The following is a 17,017-nucleotide window of genomic DNA, read 5'->3' on the forward strand; positions in this document are numbered from 1 at the left end:
TGGTCGGTGACCGTGCCGGGTCAGTGGCGGTGTCCGTCGCCTTCGGGCTCCGCGGGCCGCTCCGTACCGGCCGGGTCGCCCGACCCCTCGGTGCCGCCGCCGGCCTGCGCACCGCCGGCCCGCACCGTGAACGCGGCCGTGCGCACCTCGCCCTCGTGCTGGAAGTCGAGGAACAGCCGGTACGTCCCCGCGCTGGGCGCCGTGGCGGTGAACGACACCTCCGGGCCCGGCTTCGTCACCCCGTCGCCGGGCTCGCCGTTCGGGTGGACGTGGAGGTAGGCGAGGTCACCGGCGCGCAGCGCCACCAGGTGGCCGTACGACCCCAGGTAGGGCTGGAGGTCGGTGACGTCCCGGCCGCCCTTGCTGACCTTCAGCCGCAGCTCCTCGGCGGACCCCGGCCGCAACCCGCCCGCCAGGGTGACCGTGTAGCCGTCCACGGCGGTCGTCCGGGAGGGCGCGGGCGCCTCGCCGGGCCGGTACGCGCCCGAGACCGCGAGGTCACGGCCGAGGGTCAGGTTCCCGGTCTTGCCGTCGCCGGGCGTGAAGTCCGCGAAGAGCCGGTAGTCGCCGGCCGCGGGCAGCTTCACCGGCGTGCTCCAGGTGCCGTCGGCGGCCCGTTCGGGGTGCAGGTGCCGGTACGTGTTCAGATCGCGCGAGGCGAGGATGAGGTGGAGCTCCTTGCCGTGCTCCCGCGCGAAGGAGGTGAGCGCCCCGCCCTTCCCGTCCCGGATCACGAACGCCAGGTCGGTCTCGCGCCCGGCGGCGATCCGCGGGGTCTTCAGCTCGAAGGCGTACCCCTTCTCGGAGACCTGGAGTCCCCCGGGCCGCTCCCCGGCGTCCCCCACCCCACCGGTACCGGACCCGCCGGACCCGCCGACCTCCGCGGTGGTCGACCCGTGCTTGCTGTGGGACGCGGGCTCGGGATTCACCGGGTCGATGCCGGTGCCCACCCCGAAGGCCGTGCCGAAGGCCGCCGCCAGCACTGCGGCGTATGCGGTGATCCTCACTGCGGTGTTCATGGCTACTGCTCCTCGTGGCGTCGACGGGCGTGGGCGCCTGGCCGCTGCCCCACCCCTGCAATCTATACCCCTAGGGGGTATATTTCCACTCCCGGGAAAACCTTGCCTTCGATAGGGGGTGGGGGTATACATGGACTCGACGCAGATACCCCCACAGGGTATCTTGGGAAGCATCAGACAGCCCTCCGCCCAAGGGCCGACTACCGAGGAGCAGTGATGAGCAGCACGCTCGCCCCGACCGAACAGGTCGAGCTGGCCATCGGCGGCATGACCTGCGCCTCGTGCGCCGCCCGCATCGAGAAGAAGCTCAACCGGATGGAGGGCGTCGAGGCGACCGTCAACTACGCCACCGAGAAGGCCAAGGTCACCTACTCCGGCGCGGTCGACGTCGAGGCCCTGATCGCCACGGTCGAAGCGACCGGCTACACGGCCGCACCGCCCCCGCCGCCCGCCGCAGCGGGCAGCGCGCCGGCCCAGGGCACGACGGACGCGGAGGACGACGAACTGCGCCCGCTGCGCCAGCGCCTGGTGACCGCGGTCGTCCTGTCCGTCCCGGTCATCGCGATGGCGATGGTCCCGGCCTTCCAGTTCGAGTACTGGCAGTGGCTGTCGCTGACGCTGGCCGCCCCGGTCGTCGTCTACGCCGCCTGGCCCTTCCACCGGGCGGCCTGGACCAACGCCAAGCACGGCGCCGCCACCATGGACACGCTGATCTCGGTGGGCACCGTCGCCGCCCTGCTGTGGTCCCTGTGGGCCCTGTTCTTCGGCACCGCCGGCCAACCGGGCATGACGCACCCCTTCGAGCTGACGATCGCCCGCGGCGACGGCTCGGCCAACATCTACCTGGAGACCGCGGCCGGAGTGACCGCGTTCATCCTGGCCGGACGCTTCTTCGAGGCCCGCTCCAAGCGCAAGGCGGGCGCGGCCCTGCGGTCCCTGATGGAACTGGGCGCCAAGGAGGTCACCGTCCTGCGCGACGGCCGCGAGGAGCTGATCCCCACCGACCAGCTCGCGGTCGGCGACCGGTTCCTGGTCCGTCCCGGCGAGAAGATCGCCACCGACGGCACCGTGGTGGAGGGCTCCTCCGCGGTGGACGCGTCCATGCTGACCGGCGAGTCCGTCCCGGTCGAGGTCAAGGTCGGCGACGCGGTCGCCGGCGCCACGCTCAACGCCGGCGGACGGCTGGTCGTCGAGGCCACCCGGGTCGGCTCCGACACCCAGCTCGCCCGGATCGCCCAGCTCGTCGAGGACGCGCAGAACGGCAAGGCCGCGGCCCAGCGCCTCGCGGACCGCATCTCGGCCGTGTTCGTCCCCGTGGTCATCGCCCTCGCCCTGGGCACGCTCGGCTTCTGGCTCGGCAACGGCGCCGGCATGACGGCCGCGTTCACCGCGGCGGTCGCCGTACTGATCATCGCCTGCCCGTGCGCCCTGGGCCTGGCCACCCCGACCGCACTGATGGTCGGCACCGGCCGGGGAGCCCAGCTCGGCATCCTCATCAAGGGCCCCGAGGTCCTGGAGACCACCCGCAAGGTCGACACGATCGTCCTGGACAAGACCGGAACGGTCACCACCGGCCGGATGACCCTGCTGCGCACGCACACCGCTGAGGGCCAGGACGAGACCGAGGTGCTGCGCCTGGCGGGCGCCCTGGAGCACTCCTCCGAGCACCCCATCGCCCGGGCCGTCGTCACCGGCGCCGAGGAGAAGGCCGGACCGCTGCCGGTCCCCGAGGACTTCGCGAACGTGCCCGGTCTGGGCGTGCAGGGCATCGTCGAGGGCCACGCGGTCCTGGTCGGTCGCGAGCGGCTGCTCGCCGAGTGGGCGATGGAGCTCCCCGCGGACCTGAAGCGCGCCAAGGAGGAGGCCGAGGCCGCCGGACGGACCGCCATCGCGGTCGCCTGGGACGGTCAGGCCCGCGCGGTGCTGGAGGTCGCGGACGCGATCAAGGACACCAGCGCCGAGGCGGTGCGCCGGCTGCGCGCCCTGGGGCTGACGCCGATCCTGCTGACCGGCGACAACAAGGCGGTCGCCGAGTCGGTGGCCCGTGAGGTGGGCATCGACGAGGTCATCTCGGAGGTCATGCCCGAGGACAAGGTCGCCGTGGTCAAGCGCCTCCAGGGCGAGGGCCGTTCGGTGGCGATGGTCGGGGACGGCGTCAACGACGCCGCCGCGCTCGCCCAGGCCGATCTGGGACTGGCGATGGGCACGGGCACCGACGCCGCCATCGAGGCCGGTGACCTGACCCTGGTCCGCGGGGACCTGCGGTCGGCGGCCGACGCGATCCGGCTGTCCCGCAAGACCCTCGGCACCATCAAGTCCAACCTGTTCTGGGCGTTCGCCTACAACGTGGGCGCTCTGCCACTGGCCGCCGCGGGCCTGCTCAACCCGATGATCGCGGGCGCCGCGATGGCGTTCTCCTCGGTCTTCGTGGTCGGCAACAGCCTGCGTCTGCGGAGCTTCCGCGCCGCGAGCTGACCCAGCCGTCCCGCCCCCCACCACGGGCCCCCGTTCCGGTCGACCGACCGGAACGGGGGCCCTTCGCATGCCCGCCGCCCCCGCACGCCCGGCCCGCACGGCCCGCGCAGCGCCCCGGGCCACAGCCCCGGGCCACAGCCCCGCCGACCGGCCCCGCGAAGTACCCGCGCACCGTGCGGAATCGACTCTTCACCCACCCTTCCGGAATACCTCGGGGGGGTATATTGTCAAAGCCTCAGAGATACCCCCCTGGGGTACCTAACCGAGTGAAGGGGCAGACCCATGTCAACTGTCAACCCACGGCGCTGGTGGGCGCTTCTCGTGCTGGCCACCGCCCAGTTCATGGTGATCATGGACACCTCCATCATCGGAGTGGCGCTCCCCGAGATGCAGCGTGACCTGGGCTTCTCCCAGGGGGACCTCCAGTGGGTCTTCAACTCCTACGTCATCGCCTTCGGCGGTCTGCTCCTGCTGGGCGGACGCCTGTCCGACCTGCTGGGGGCCCGCCGGGTCTTCGTCTCCGGCTGGGTCGTCCTCATCGCCGGATCGGTGGTGGCCGCCGCGGCGAGCACCGCCTGGGTCGAGATCGTGGGCCGCGCGGTACAGGGCGTCGGCGGTGCGCTGATCGCACCGGCGTCGATGACCCTGCTGATGATGCTCTTCGGCCACAACACCAAGGAGTTGGGCAAGGCGCTCGCCCTCTACGGCGCGGCGGCCCCGGCCGGCGGTACCGCCGGAGTGTTCCTCGGCGGCGTCTTCACCGAGTGGGCCAGCTGGCCCTGGATCTTCATCATCTACGTCCCGATCGGCATCGCGACCCTGCTCGCCACCGGCATCCTGCCCTCCGTCGCCGGCCGCCGCGGCTCGGTGGACGTCCTCGGCGCGGTGTTCGTCACCGCGGGCCTGGCGCTCGCCGTCTTCGCGATCGTCCGCGCCCCCGAGGTGGGTTGGGGCTCGACGGAGACCGTCCTGGAGCTGATCGGCGCCGCCGCGCTCCTGGCCCTCTTCCTCCTGGTGCAGCGGTCCGTCCGGACCCCCCTGATGCCGCTGGGCGTCTGGCGCACCCCCGGCCTCGGCATCTCCAACCTGTCGATGGCACTGCTGGGCGCCGCCTGGATCCCCATGTGGTACTTCCTCAACCTCTACCTCCAGCAGGTCCTGGGCTACGGGGCGTTCGCCAGCGGGGCCGCGCTACTGCCCATGACGGGTCTGCTGATGGTCTTCATGACGCTGATCACCGCACGGCTGCTGGGACGCTTCGGGGCCAAGCCGCTGATCGTGGGCGGTCTGCTGGTCCTGGCCGTCGGCCTGCTGTGGCTGTCCGCCGTCGAGCCGACCGGCACCTTCCTGGTGGACGTGCTGCCCGCCTCGCTGGTCGCGGCGACGGGCATGTCCCTGGCCTACATCCCGGCGATGATGTCGGCGATCTCCGGAGTACCGCAGGAGCAGGCCGGACTCGCCTCGGGCATCGTGAACACCACCTACCAGGTCGGCTCCGCACTCGGGTTGGCCGCGCTCACCGCGCTCGCCACCTCCCAGGGCGCGGGCGAACTGGGCGACCTGCCCGCGCTGACCGACGGGTTCAGCTCCGCGTTCGTGGGAGCCGCCGCCGTCGCCGCGGCGGGAGCCGCCCTCACCGCGCTGCTGATGCGCGGCCGCAACGCCGGATCAGCGGCGTCCACCGGGGACGCCGCGGTCAGCCCGGAGGTGCGCACGGGCGCCTGAACCGCCCGGCACGACCGCGGACCCCGGGGAGCCCCGGCGGTGACTCACCTCACCGCCGGGGCTCCCGCGTGCGCGCACGACCCCGAACGGCGGACCGCCGTCACGAACGGAGGCCGAGGGAAACGGTGAAGTCGTACATCTCGTCGCGGTAGACGGTGCCCGGGTCGTGCATGAAGGTGCGCAGGTGGCCGTAGATCTCCAGGGTCAAGAGTCCGTGCATGCGGCCCCACACGCTGAGCGTCATCGCGACGCCGGCCGGCGGCAGGTCCGGAAAGTCCTCGCGGGCGTGGGCCACCAGATCCGGGTGGAAGTCGGCCCAGTCGTAGGAACGCCCCTCGGGCCGTTGCACCCGGGCCGTCGGCCAGGCCGCGTCGACGAGGCCGAGCAGGGCGCTACAGGCGCGCAGTTCGGCCTGTTGGCCGGGGCCGTCGTCGGGCGCACGGTACCCGGGCACCGGGTCGCCGTAGATCAGCCGGAAGCCTTCGGGGTTGGCCAACGCCCACGTACGCATGGCCTGGGCCCAGGCCATGATCCGGGCGCCCGGATCGGATTCCGGCACCGCGTCGCGGGCGGCTTCGGCGGCATCGACCGCCGAGGTGTAGACGTCGCCGATGAGCGCCGTGATCAGGTCGTCGCGCGTGGCGAAGTAGCTGTAGATCGCACTGGCCGTCATGCCCATCTCACGGGCGATCGCACGTAGCGAAATGGCGCTCGGGCCGCCGTCCGCCATGAGCTGCAGGGCGATCGCCTTGATCTCGGCGCTGGTCTGGGCTCGCAGCCGGTCGCGACGGCTCGTCGTGGGGTCGCTCACGCTTGACAGTCTACAGAGTTGGTCTAATCTACGTCGTGCAACAACTAAACGCCGTTTAACAATGAGACGGCATATAGACTCGAAGGAACCGGGGGGCCCTGGACCGGAGAAGGCTTCCCGTCCGGCACGGCCGCCGGCCGCGGGAACACCCGGGAGTCCCCCGTCGGCACGGCGAGGCACAGCGCACCGCACCGCACCGCACCGGACGTGCTCCCCACGGGTCGGACGCCGCCACCCGGTCACCCACGCCGCGGAGCCGTTCCCCGACCCCAACGAACCTCCCTCTCCGGAAGGAACCAGCCCATGAGCACCACCGATGCGATCAACGCCTACCTCGACGTCTGGAACGAGCAGGACGCCGAGGCCCGGATGAAGCTGATGGAGTCGGTCCTCGTCGAGGACTCGCTCTACACCGACCCCCACCAGGCGGGCCTGCGCGGACACGCCGAACTGTCCGCCTGGATCGACCGGGTCCGAGCGGATTTCGGCGATCTGAGGTTCACCCTCGACGCCGTGATCGGCGCCCACCACGACCGTGCGCTGTTCCGCTGGAGACTCGACGCCACCAACACCGGTCACGACGTCGTCGAGTTCTCCGGCGACCGCATCCGCAGCATCGTCGGGTTCTTCGCCTGAGACACCCGCACCACCCCTGGACCGCCGCCCGGAACGGCGGCCCCACCCCACCCGTCGCGGCCCACGCCGCACACGAGCATGCGCAGGAGCACACGTGTCCCCCCTTTCCGCTTCCGCCCCGCGACCGCCGGTCACCGTCATCGGCCTCGGACTGATGGGCCGTGCGCTGGCCACGGCCTTCCTGGCGAACGGTCACCCGACCACCGTCTGGAACCGCTCGGCGGCCAAGGCCGACGACCTCGTCGCCAGCGGCGCCACCCTGGCCGACTCGGTCCGCAGCGCGGTCGAGGCGAGCCCGCTCGTCGTCGTCTGCGTCTCGGACTACGACGCCGTGCACGCGTTGCTGGACCCGGTCGGGCCCTCGCTGGCCGGCCGCACCCTCGTCAACCTGACCACGTCCAGTTCCGCCCGAGCACGCGAAGCAGCCGCGTGGGCGGCCGGCACCGGCAGCACCTATCTCGACGGGGTGGTCCTCGCCCTGCCCCAGGCCATCGGTACCGCCGACGCCGTGCTGTTGTACTCCGGCCCGCAGACCGCCTTCGACGAGCACCGCTCCACCCTGGCGGCACTCAGCGAGACCGGCACCGTCTACCTCGACGAGGACCACGGCCTGTCCGCCCTGTACGACATGTCGGTGCTGAGCATCATGTGGAGCGTCCTGAACGGCTTCCTCCAGGGCGCCGCACTGCTCGGCGCGGCGAACGTCAAGGCGACGACCTTCGCGCCGCTGGCCAGCACAGCGATCAACGTGACGAGCGCCTACGTCACCGCGTACGCGCAGCAGATCGACGAGGGCGGGTACCCGGCCGACGACGCCACCCTCGCCGTCCACCTGGGCGGGATGGAGCACCTGCTCCAGGAGACCGAGGCGCTCGGCGTCAGCACCGAGCTGCCGAACTTCTTCCTGAAGCTGGCCGCACGGGCGGCGGCCGACGGCCGTGCCGACGACAGTTACGCGGCGATGATCGAACAGTTCCGCAAGCCCACCGGCTGACCCTCCCCACGACGGACCGGTCGGGTCGTGGATCCGGATGCGCGGGAATGCGCGCTCCGGACCCGCGGCCCGGCTCCGTACCCTGCCGCGCCACGGAGGCGGCGCCGCGGATGCCCTGCCGCCGCAGGTGTCCGGACAACGAAGAACGGCCGTCATCGTGATCACGATGACGGCCGTTCCGTCGTTCTGCGGAGGCACCGTTGGACGGTGCTCCTGCTGTGCGCGAGGGGGGAGTTGAACCCCCACGCCCTTTCGGGCACTGGAACCTGAATCCAGCGCGTCTGCCTATTCCGCCACCCGCGCGTGGGTGTTGTCTCCGGCGCCTCACTGGTGGTGCGGCGCCTTCCGACATGCAGAAGATTAGCACGCTGGGGAGGGTGCGTTCACATCCATATATACGGCGCACCCCGACACCCCGCGCCCCCACCGCGCAACACCCCCCACCTGCGAGGTCACCCCCACGGACCGTGCTGCGGAGCGTGCCCGCGCGGTCACCGGACGGGCACCGCGACGGCACGGAACGTCCCCCGCGCGAACACGGCCCCCGCACCCGACGCGCCGGCCGCCCGCATGCACCGGCGCGGCCGCGGGGAACGTACAGGGCAGATCACCGAGGAACGCCCATCACCGAGGAACCCCCGAGGAACACCGAACGACATGGAACGCACCCCCGCATCCGAGCGTTCTTGGGGAAGGAAGGACGTCACACTGCACCGCCGCGGTCCCCGCCCTGTCTCAACCCGGCACCAGGCGTGCTCCGTCCCACCGGTATGGACCGGAGTGCTCGCCGTGTGCGGGACACTGGCTCGGGGGCCCCTCTACGATCCCCCTGGGAACACGTTGTCGAGGGGCCGTGGCACGGACACGGCGGGGAAGGGGTTCGGAAGGGGACCGGCGCGGGGCGATCGTTCACGGACGGATCACCGGCCCACCACGGGGCGGTGCTGTGAAGGTCGACACTCGTGGGCCTGCGAGAGCAGGGGGAACCAGCCGATCGACCGACGCGTGGATACGATCAGTAAGCAGTACCAGGACGACAGCGAAGGAGGAGGTGCCCCATGGGAGTCCTGAAGAAGTTCGAGCAGCGCCTCGAAGGTCTGGTCAACGGCACCTTCGCCAAGGTCTTCAAGTCCGAGGTCCAGCCCGTGGAGATCGCCGGCGCGCTCCAGCGCGAGTGCGACAACAACGCGACGATCTGGAACCGCGACCGGACCGTCGTCCCCAATGACTTCATCGTGGAGCTGAGCACCCCGGACTACGAGCGCCTGAGTCCGTACTCGGGCCAGCTCGGCGACGAACTCTCCGGGATGGTCCGCGACTACGCCAAGCAGCAGCGGTACACCTTCATGGGACCGATCAAGGTCCATCTGGAGAAGGCCGAGGACCTCGACACCGGCCTGTACCGGGTGCGCAGCCGCACCCTCGCCTCCAGCACCTCCCAGGCCGGCGGCGGACCGGCCCCGGCGGCTCCGGCCCCGTCCGGCCGCCCCGGCGGCGGTCCCGGCGGTCCCGGCGGCGGGTACGGCTACCCGAACCAGCCCACCGGCGCCCCTCCCATGCCTTCCGCTCCTCCCGGCCGCCCCGGCGGCGGCGGACCCGAGCACCGCCCCGGCCCGCCGCCGGGAGCCCAGACGCGGCACTGGATCGAGGTCAACGGCACCCGCCACCAGATCTCCCGCTCGACGCTGGTGCTCGGCCGCAGCACCGAAGCCGACGTGCGGATCGACGACCCCGGCGTGTCCCGCCGGCACTGTGAGATCCGGACCGGAACGCCCTCGACGATCCAGGATCTCGGGTCCACCAACGGCATCGTGGTGGACGGGCAGCACACCACCCGCGCTACGCTCCGCGACGGCTCGCGGATCGTCGTGGGCAGCACCACCATCATTTATCGGCAAGCCGAAGGGTGAAGCGGGGGCAATGTCAGAGCTGACCCTGACGGTCATGCGGCTGGGTTTCCTGGCCGTACTGTGGCTGTTCGTGATCGTGGCCGTCCAGGTCATCCGCAGCGACCTGTTCGGCACGCGCGTGACCCAGCGCGGTGCGCGCCGCGACAGCGGACGGGCCCAGCAGACCGCCCGCCAGGCCGCGCCTCCGCAACAGCGCGGGCAGCAGGGCGGCGGACGCCAACGGCGCGGCGCCCCCACCAAGCTCGTCGTCTCCGAGGGCACCCTCACGGGCACCACGGTCGCCCTCCAGGGGCAGACGATCACGCTGGGCCGGGCCCACGACTCCACGATCGTGCTGGACGACGACTACGCCTCCAGCCGGCATGCCAGGATCTATCCCGACCGTGACGGCCAGTGGATCGTGGAGGACCTCGGGTCCACCAACGGCACCTATCTCGACCGGGCGCGGCTGACGACCCCGACCCCGGTTCCGCTGGGCTCGCCGATCCGCATCGGCAAGACCGTCATCGAGCTGCGGAAGTAGTACTACGTCATGAATGAGCGCCAGCGGAGCGAGCGGGTCGGAGCGGTACCGACGACGGACACCGGTGGGCTCCCGACCGGAGGGTGGGCACGGTGCGGAGGTACCCGGAGCCGACGGGCGAGGTGCGCATGAGTCTGTCACTGCGCTTCGCCGCCGGATCGCACAAGGGGATGATCCGAGAGGGCAACGAGGACTCCGGTTACGCGGGTCCCCGGCTGCTCGCGATCGCCGACGGCATGGGCGGCCAGGCCGCCGGCGAGGTCGCCTCGTCCGAGGTGATCTCGACGCTGGTCACGCTCGACGACGACGTGCCCGGATCGGACATCCTCACCTCGCTCGGCACGGCGGTGCAGCGCGCCAACGACCAGCTCAGGATGATGGTCGAGGAGGACCCGCAGCTCGAAGGCATGGGCACCACGCTCACCGCCCTGCTGTGGACGGGCCAGCGCCTCGGTCTGGTGCACGTCGGCGACTCCCGGGCGTACCTGCTGCGGGACGGCGTCCTCACCCAGATCACCCAGGACCACACCTGGGTGCAACGGCTCGTGGACGAGGGCCGGATCACCGAGGAGGAAGCCACCACGCATCCGCAGCGTTCGCTGCTGATGCGCGCGCTCGGCAGCGGTGACCACGTGGAACCGGACCTGTCGATCCGTGAGGTCCGGGCCGGTGACCGGTACCTGATCTGCTCCGACGGGCTCTCCGGCGTCGTCTCCCACCAGACGATGGAGGAGACCCTCGCCAGCTACCAGGGGCCCCAGGAGACCGTGCAGGAGCTGATCCAGCTCGCCCTGCGCGGCGGCGGCCCCGACAACATCACCGTGATCGTCGCCGACGTCCTCGACATCGACAGCAACGACACCCTGGCCGTCAGCCTGTCCGACACCCCCGTCGTGGTCGGTGCGGTCGCCGAGAACCAGCACCAGCTCCACGAGGGCAGTGCGATGCAGACCCCGGCCGGCCGCGCCTCCGGCCTCGGGCGCCCGGTGCCCGGCCAGGGAGGCGGCCGGGACGGCGAGTTCGGGCCGCCCGGCAGCGGCGACGGCTACGCACCGGACGGGGCGTTCGGCGCGTACGCCGACGACGACCTCACCAAGAAGCGCGGCGGCCGCCGCTGGCTGAAGACCTCGCTCTTCCTGGTCCTCGCGCTCGCCGTGACGGGCGGAGCGCTGTACGGCGGGTACCGCTGGACGCAGACGCAGTACTACGTCGGCACCAAGGGCCAGCACGTCGCGCTGTACCGGGGCATCAGCCAGGACCTCGCGTGGGTGAGCCTGTCGAAGGTCCAGAAGGACCACCCCGAGATCGAACTCAAGTACCTCCCGCCCTACCAGCGCAAGCAGGTGGAGGCGACGATCGCCGAGGGCGGTCTCGCCCAGGCGACCGACAAGATCAACGAACTCGCCACCCAGGCGTCCGCCTGCGAGAAGGACGCCGAGCGCCGCAGTGCCGAGCGCGCGAACGCGAAGCCCGGCGAGGGCGAGGCGGGCGGCACCACCGGTACTCCGAAGGAGTCGGCACCGCCGGCCGCTCCCCGGCAGACCACCGCCCCGGAGGGGACCGGCGGGGGCGGGGCGCGGCCCGCGAGCATGAAGCAGGCCCCCACGCCGACACCCGGTGCGAGCGAGAGCCGCAAGCCCAGTTCCACGCCCACGCCCACACCCACACCCGGCCCCAGCTTCTCCGACGAGGAGCGGAAGCTGGTCTCGCTGTGCGGTAAGCAGTAAGCAGCCGTGAGGGGCCCTGTCACACCATGAGCAGTAACTCGACGACGAACACCTCGACCATCGGGGCCATCGGCGCGCCCAGCCGCCGCAACACCGAACTGGGCATGCTGGTCTTCGCGGTGGTCATCCCGGTGTTCGCCTACATCAACGTGGGTCTGGCCATCGACGGCGAGATCCCGACCGGCGTGCTCGGCTACGGCATCGGCCTCGGCCTGCTCGCCGCGGTGGGCCACCTGGTGGTGCGGAAGTTCGCCGCCTACGCCGACCCGCTGCTCCTGCCGCTCGCGACGCTGCTCAACGGACTCGGGCTCGTGGTGATCTGGCGGCTCGACCAGTCACCGCGGCTGCACGCGCTGGCGGAGGGCCGCGGGCAGGAGTTCGTCGCGGCGGCCCCGCGGCAGCTGCTGTACTCCGCGATCGGCATCGCGCTGTTCGTCGGCGTGCTGCTGCTGCTGAAGGACCACCGCATCCTCCAGCGGTACACGTACATCTCGATGGCCGCGGCGCTGGTGCTGCTGCTGCTGCCGCTGGTGCCGGGGCTCGGCCGGGACGTGTTCGGCGCGAAGATCTGGATCAGCGTCGCCGGATTCTCCATCCAGCCGGGCGAGTTCGCGAAGATCGTGATCGCGGTGTTCTTCTCCGGCTACCTCATGGTGAAACGCGATGCACTGGCCCTCGCCAGCCGTCGGTTCATGGGGCTCTACCTGCCGCGCGGCCGGGACCTGGGCCCCATCCTCACCATCTGGGCCGTCAGCCTGCTCGTCCTGATCTTCGAGAACGACCTCGGTACCTCGCTGCTGTTCTTCGGCATGTTCGTGATCATGCTGTACGTGGCCACCGAGCGGACCAGCTGGATCGTGATCGGCCTCGGCATGTCGGCCGCGGGCGCGGTCGGCGTCGCCTCCTTCGCGGGCCACGTCCAGTCCCGGGTGGACGCCTGGCTGGACCCCTTCGGCTGTTACGACGACTCCGGCGCCTGTACCCAGATCGCCCAGTCGGTCATGTCGTTCGGCTCCGGCGGGGTGCTCGGCACCGGACTCGGCCAGGGCAACTCGGACCTGATCGGCTTCGCGGCCAACTCCGACTTCATCTTCGCCACCTTCGGCGAGGAGCTCGGGCTCGCGGGCGCCATGGCCATCCTGCTGCTCTACGGGCTGATCATCGAGCGGGGGCTGCGCACCGCGCTCGCCGCGCGCGACCCGTTCGGCAAGCTGCTCGCCGTCGGCCTGTCCGGCGCCTTCGCCCTCCAGGTCTTCGTCGTCGCGGGCGGCGTGATGGGGCTGATCCCGCTGACCGGCATGACGATGCCGTTCGTCGCCAACGGCGGATCGTCCGTGATCGCCAACTGGGCGCTGATCGGCATCCTCATCCGGATCAGCGACACCGCCCGCCGACCCGCACCGATGCCCGCCTCGAACCCCGACGCCGAGATGACCCAGGTGGTCCGCCCGTGAACAAGCCCGTGCGCCGAATCGCGATCTTCTGCGGCCTGCTGATCCTCACCCTGCTCATCCGCGACAACTGGCTCCAGTACGTCGAGGCGGGCGACCTCCAGGAGAACTCCAAGAACCGCCGGATCACCATCGAGCGGTACGCCCAGCCGCGGGGCGACATCATCGTGGACGGCAAGTCGATCACCGGGTCGGCGAAGACCAACGGCAGCGACTACGCCTACAAGCGCACCTACAAGAACGGCCCCATGTGGGCCCCGGTGACCGGGTACGCCTCGCAGGCGTTCGGGGCGAACCTGCTGGAGTCCGTCGAGGACGGCATCCTCACCGGCAACGACGACCGGCTGTTCTTCCGCCGCACCCTGGACATGATCACGGGTGAGAAGAAGGAGGGCGGCAACGTCGTGACCACCCTCAACGGCGCCGCCCAGAAGGCCGCGTTCGAGGGGCTCGGCAGCAAGAAGGGCGCGGTCGCCGCCATCGACCCGAGCACCGGGGCGATCCTGGCGCTGGCCTCGACGCCCTCGTACGACCCGTCGTCCTTCGCAGGGAACTCCACCAAGACGGACACCCCCGCCTGGCAGAAGCTCCAGAAGGCCAAGAACCCCGACGACCCGATGCTGAACCGGGCGCTGCGCGAGACCTACCCGCCCGGTTCGACCTTCAAGGTCGTCACCGCGGCGGCGGCGCTGGAGCACGGGTTGGTCGGCGACCCTGACGACAAGACCGAGACGCCGCTGCCCTGGGTCATGCCGAACACCCGGACCGAGCTGAAGAACGACGGCCCGCTGCCCTGCAAGAACGCCACGCTGCGCGAGGCGCTGCGGGTGTCCTGCAACACCGTCTTCGGCAAGGCCGGCGCCGACCTCGGCAAGGACAAGATGAAGGAGACGGCGGAGAAGTTCGGCTTCAACTCCGAGCAGTTCGTCCCCGTCCGCTCCAGCGCCTCGGTGTGGCCGACGGAGATGGACGCCCCGCAGACCGCGCTCAGCTCGATCGGGCAGTTCGAGACCGCCACGACGCCGCTCCAGATGGCCATGGTCGCCGCCGCCGTCGCCAACGACGGCAAGCTGATGGAGCCGTACATGGTGGACGAGCTCCAGGCGCCGGACCTCAACGTCATCGAGAAGCACGAGCCGAACGAGATGAGCCGTCCGCTCTCCGAGGACAACGCCCAGAAGCTCCAGTCCATGATGGAGACGGTCGTCGACAAGGGCACCGGCCGCAACGCGCAGATCAACGGCGTCAAGGTCGGCGGCAAGACGGGCACCGCCCAGCACGGCGTGGACAACAGCGAGAAGCCGTACGCCTGGTTCATCTCGTACGCCAAGACGGACTCCGGTTCCCCGGTCGCCGTCGCGGTGGTCGTGGAGGACAGCGACGCCAGCCGCGGCGACATCTCGGGCGGCGGCCTCGCCGCCCCGATCGCGAAGGCAGTGATGCAGGCGGTCGTCGACAGCAAGAAGTGACCCCGGACACGTTGCCGTCACATCGGTGCACGTTGCGGTACCGGTCCTGCATCGGGTGGGGTACGCGGCCGAGGCAGATAGGACGATCCGGGTACGGTAAGCCTCGGACAGCACACCGCCGGACCGTACGCCGGTACGGTCGGGACCGACGGAGAGGGCTGGAATAGCTATGGAAGAGCCGCGTCGCCTCGGCGGCCGGTACGAGCTGGGCCAGGTGCTCGGCCGCGGTGGCATGGCCGAGGTGCACCTCGCGCACGACACCCGGCTCGGCCGCACCGTAGCCGTGAAGACGCTGCGGGCCGACCTGGCCCGCGATCCGTCGTTCCAGGCCCGGTTCCGCCGTGAGGCCCAGTCGGCCGCCTCGCTCAACCATCCGGCGATCGTCGCGGTCTACGACACCGGCGAGGACTACATCGACAACATCTCCATCCCGTACATCGTGATGGAGTACGTCGACGGCTCCACCCTGCGGGAGTTGCTGCACTCGGGGCGCAAGCTGCTGCCCGAGCGGTCCATGGAGATGACCATCGGCATCCTCCAGGCCCTGGAGTACTCGCACCGCAACCAGATCGTCCACCGCGACATCAAGCCCGCGAACGTCATGCTGACGCGCACCGGGCAGGTCAAGGTGATGGACTTCGGCATCGCCCGTGCGATGGGTGACGCCGGCATGACGATGACGCAGACCTCGGCCGTCATCGGCACCGCGCAGTACCTCTCCCCGGAGCAGGCCAAGGGCGAGACCGTCGACGCCCGCTCCGACCTGTACTCCACGGGCTGCCTGCTGTACGAACTGCTGACCGTCCGCCCGCCGTTCATCGGGGACTCCCCGGTGGCGGTGGCGTACCAGCACGTGCGCGAGGAGGCCCAGCCGCCGAGCGTCTTCGACCCGGAGATCACGCCCGAGATGGACGCGATCGTCCTGAAGGCGCTGGTCAAGGACCCCGACTACCGCTACCAGTCGGCCGACGAGATGCGCGCCGACATCGAGGCGTGTCTGGACGGCCAGCCGGTCGCGGCGACCGCCGCCCTGGGCGCCGTCGGGTACGGCGGCGGGTACGGACCCGGGTACGGCGACGACCAGGCGACCACGGCCCTGCGCCCCCAGGACGGCGGCGCGGCGACCACGATGCTGCCCCCCGTGCACGCGGACGACCCCGGTTACGGCTACGACGAGCGCCCGGACCGCCGCCGGCAGAAGAAGGGCAACGGCTCCACGGTGCTGTTGGCCGTGGCGGGCGCCCTGGTGCTGGTCGGCGCGATCCTGATCGGCAAGTGGTTCACCAGCGGATCGGGCGACGACGGCCCGGTCAAGGTGCCGAACTTCGTCGGACAGGAGCTGACGGACGCCGAGAAGATGGCGGAGATCGGCCACGTCAAGCTGGCGGTGACCCGCAAGGCGTGCGAGGACCAGCCGCGCGACAGCGTCTGCGCCCAGGACCCGGCCACCGGGACCGAGGTCGACCGTGCGTCCACCGTCACGCTGACCGTCTCCACGGGCGCCCCCAAGGTCGCCGTGCCGAACGTCATCGGCGACGACCTGGACGCGGCGACCGACAAGCTCCAGGGCGACGACTACGAGTTCGATGTCGAATCGAAGTTCAAGCAGTCCGAGGAGCCCGTCGGCACCGTCCTGGAGCAGGACCCGACCTCCGGCAAGGAGGTCGAGAAGGGCACCAAGATCACCCTGACCGTGGCCAAGGCCAAGGAGCGGGTGGCCGTGCCGGACCTCACCGGCCAGACCTGTGACGCGGCCAAGCAGCAGCTCCAGGACAGCGATCTGGTGGGCACCTGCACGGAGGTCGAGACGACGAGCGGCGAGCCCGGTCAGGTCTTCAGCCAGTCCCCGACGGCCAACACGCCGGCCGCCCCGGGCTCCACGGTCACCCTCCAGATCGCCAAGGCTCCCCCGGAGGAAGAAGAGGAAGAGGAGGAGCCGCAGCAGGTGCAGGTGCCGAACCTGACCGGCAAGACCCTCGGCGAGGCGAAGCAGGAGCTGGCCAACGCCAAGCTCCAGGTCGGTCAGATCGGCGGCGCGCAGGACGACAGCGCGATCGTGGTCTTCACCAACCCGCCCGCGGGCAGTCCGGTCGACGAGGGCACCCAGGTCCAGATCCAGACCGCCGCCGGCAACGCCAACGGCAACCCCGGCAACGGGGGCAACGGCAACGGCGGCAACGGAGGTGACGGCGGCGACCAGGGCGACGCCGACGAGGCCGGCTTCTACGGCGGCATCATCGGCGGACGCCGGAACTGACGCCCCACCGGACGACGACC

General features: G+C 71.0%; 12 protein-coding genes and 1 tRNA gene. 10 read left to right on the forward strand and 3 right to left on the reverse strand.

The window, feature by feature from the left end:
• Nucleotides 1-20 precede the first annotated feature (20 nt).
• Complete coding sequence (locus ACFYOU_RS23730; RefSeq protein ID WP_391308258.1) at nt 21-1,019, reverse strand: hypothetical protein; 999 nt, start codon at nt 1,017-1,019, stop codon at nt 21-23.
• Between the two features lie 216 nt (nt 1,020-1,235).
• On the opposite strand from ACFYOU_RS23730, the gene ACFYOU_RS23735 reads away from it, so the two are divergent.
• Complete coding sequence (locus ACFYOU_RS23735; RefSeq protein WP_391308260.1) at nt 1,236-3,494, forward strand: heavy metal translocating P-type ATPase; 2,259 nt, start codon at nt 1,236-1,238, stop codon at nt 3,492-3,494.
• Nucleotides 3,495-3,776: 282 nt separating this feature from the next.
• Nucleotides 3,777-5,219 carry an MFS transporter gene (locus tag ACFYOU_RS23740; RefSeq protein WP_391308262.1) on the forward strand — a complete coding sequence of 481 codons (1,443 nt, stop codon included), beginning with the start codon at nt 3,777-3,779 and terminating at the stop codon, nt 5,217-5,219.
• Nucleotides 5,220-5,319: 100 nt separating this feature from the next.
• Here ACFYOU_RS23740 and ACFYOU_RS23745 read toward each other — a convergent pair whose 3' ends face one another.
• Nucleotides 5,320-6,030, reverse strand: coding sequence for a WHG domain-containing protein (locus ACFYOU_RS23745; RefSeq protein WP_391308263.1), 711 nt, complete (start codon nt 6,028-6,030; stop codon nt 5,320-5,322).
• 303 nt (nt 6,031-6,333) lie between these two features.
• Here ACFYOU_RS23745 and ACFYOU_RS23750 point away from each other — a divergent pair, with 303 nt between their 5' ends.
• Together ACFYOU_RS23750 and ACFYOU_RS23755 are read left to right on the forward strand one after the other, a co-directional pair.
• The gene (locus tag ACFYOU_RS23750; protein ID WP_391308265.1) at nt 6,334-6,666 is read left to right on the forward strand and encodes a nuclear transport factor 2 family protein; all 333 of its coding nucleotides are present in this window, start codon (nt 6,334-6,336) and stop codon (nt 6,664-6,666) included.
• Nucleotides 6,667-6,760: 94 nt separating this feature from the next.
• Complete coding sequence (locus ACFYOU_RS23755; RefSeq protein ID WP_391308267.1) at nt 6,761-7,660, forward strand: NAD(P)-binding domain-containing protein; 900 nt, start codon at nt 6,761-6,763, stop codon at nt 7,658-7,660.
• 219 nt (nt 7,661-7,879) lie between these two features.
• Here the strand turns inward: ACFYOU_RS23755 and ACFYOU_RS23760 are convergent.
• A tRNA-Leu gene (locus ACFYOU_RS23760) sits at nt 7,880-7,963 on the reverse strand.
• Nucleotides 7,964-8,718: 755 nt separating this feature from the next.
• On the opposite strand from ACFYOU_RS23760, the gene ACFYOU_RS23765 reads away from it, so the two are divergent.
• The 6 genes from ACFYOU_RS23765 to pknB all read left to right on the forward strand — a co-directional run bounded on the left by ACFYOU_RS23765 (nt 8,719) and on the right by pknB (nt 16,997).
• Nucleotides 8,719-9,570: an FhaA domain-containing protein gene (locus ACFYOU_RS23765; RefSeq protein ID WP_391308269.1), complete on the forward strand. Its 852-nt coding sequence runs from the start codon at nt 8,719-8,721 to the stop codon at nt 9,568-9,570.
• 10 nt (nt 9,571-9,580) lie between these two features.
• Nucleotides 9,581-10,093: an FHA domain-containing protein gene (locus ACFYOU_RS23770; protein ID WP_385489205.1), complete on the forward strand. Its 513-nt coding sequence runs from the start codon at nt 9,581-9,583 to the stop codon at nt 10,091-10,093.
• A 128-nt stretch (nt 10,094-10,221) separates the two neighbouring features.
• Nucleotides 10,222-11,820, forward strand: a complete 1,599-nt coding sequence (locus ACFYOU_RS23775; protein WP_391308271.1) for a Stp1/IreP family PP2C-type Ser/Thr phosphatase — start codon at nt 10,222-10,224, stop codon at nt 11,818-11,820.
• Between the two features lie 26 nt (nt 11,821-11,846).
• Nucleotides 11,847-13,274, forward strand: a complete 1,428-nt coding sequence (locus ACFYOU_RS23780; RefSeq protein ID WP_385489210.1) for an FtsW/RodA/SpoVE family cell cycle protein — start codon at nt 11,847-11,849, stop codon at nt 13,272-13,274.
• Nucleotides 13,271-14,740 carry a penicillin-binding transpeptidase domain-containing protein gene (locus ACFYOU_RS23785; RefSeq protein ID WP_391308273.1) on the forward strand — a complete coding sequence of 490 codons (1,470 nt, stop codon included), beginning with the start codon at nt 13,271-13,273 and terminating at the stop codon, nt 14,738-14,740. Before ACFYOU_RS23780 ends, ACFYOU_RS23785 begins: the two co-directional genes overlap by 4 nt.
• A 169-nt stretch (nt 14,741-14,909) precedes the next feature.
• On the forward strand, nt 14,910-16,997 hold the full coding sequence (pknB, locus tag ACFYOU_RS23790; protein WP_391308274.1) for a Stk1 family PASTA domain-containing Ser/Thr kinase: 2,088 nt from the start codon (nt 14,910-14,912) through the stop codon (nt 16,995-16,997).
• Nucleotides 16,998-17,017: the final 20 nt, after the last annotated feature.

It is taken from the genome of Streptomyces sp. NPDC005955, assembly GCF_042871255.1.
In the GTDB taxonomy this organism is placed as follows: domain Bacteria; phylum Actinomycetota; class Actinomycetes; order Streptomycetales; family Streptomycetaceae; genus Streptomyces.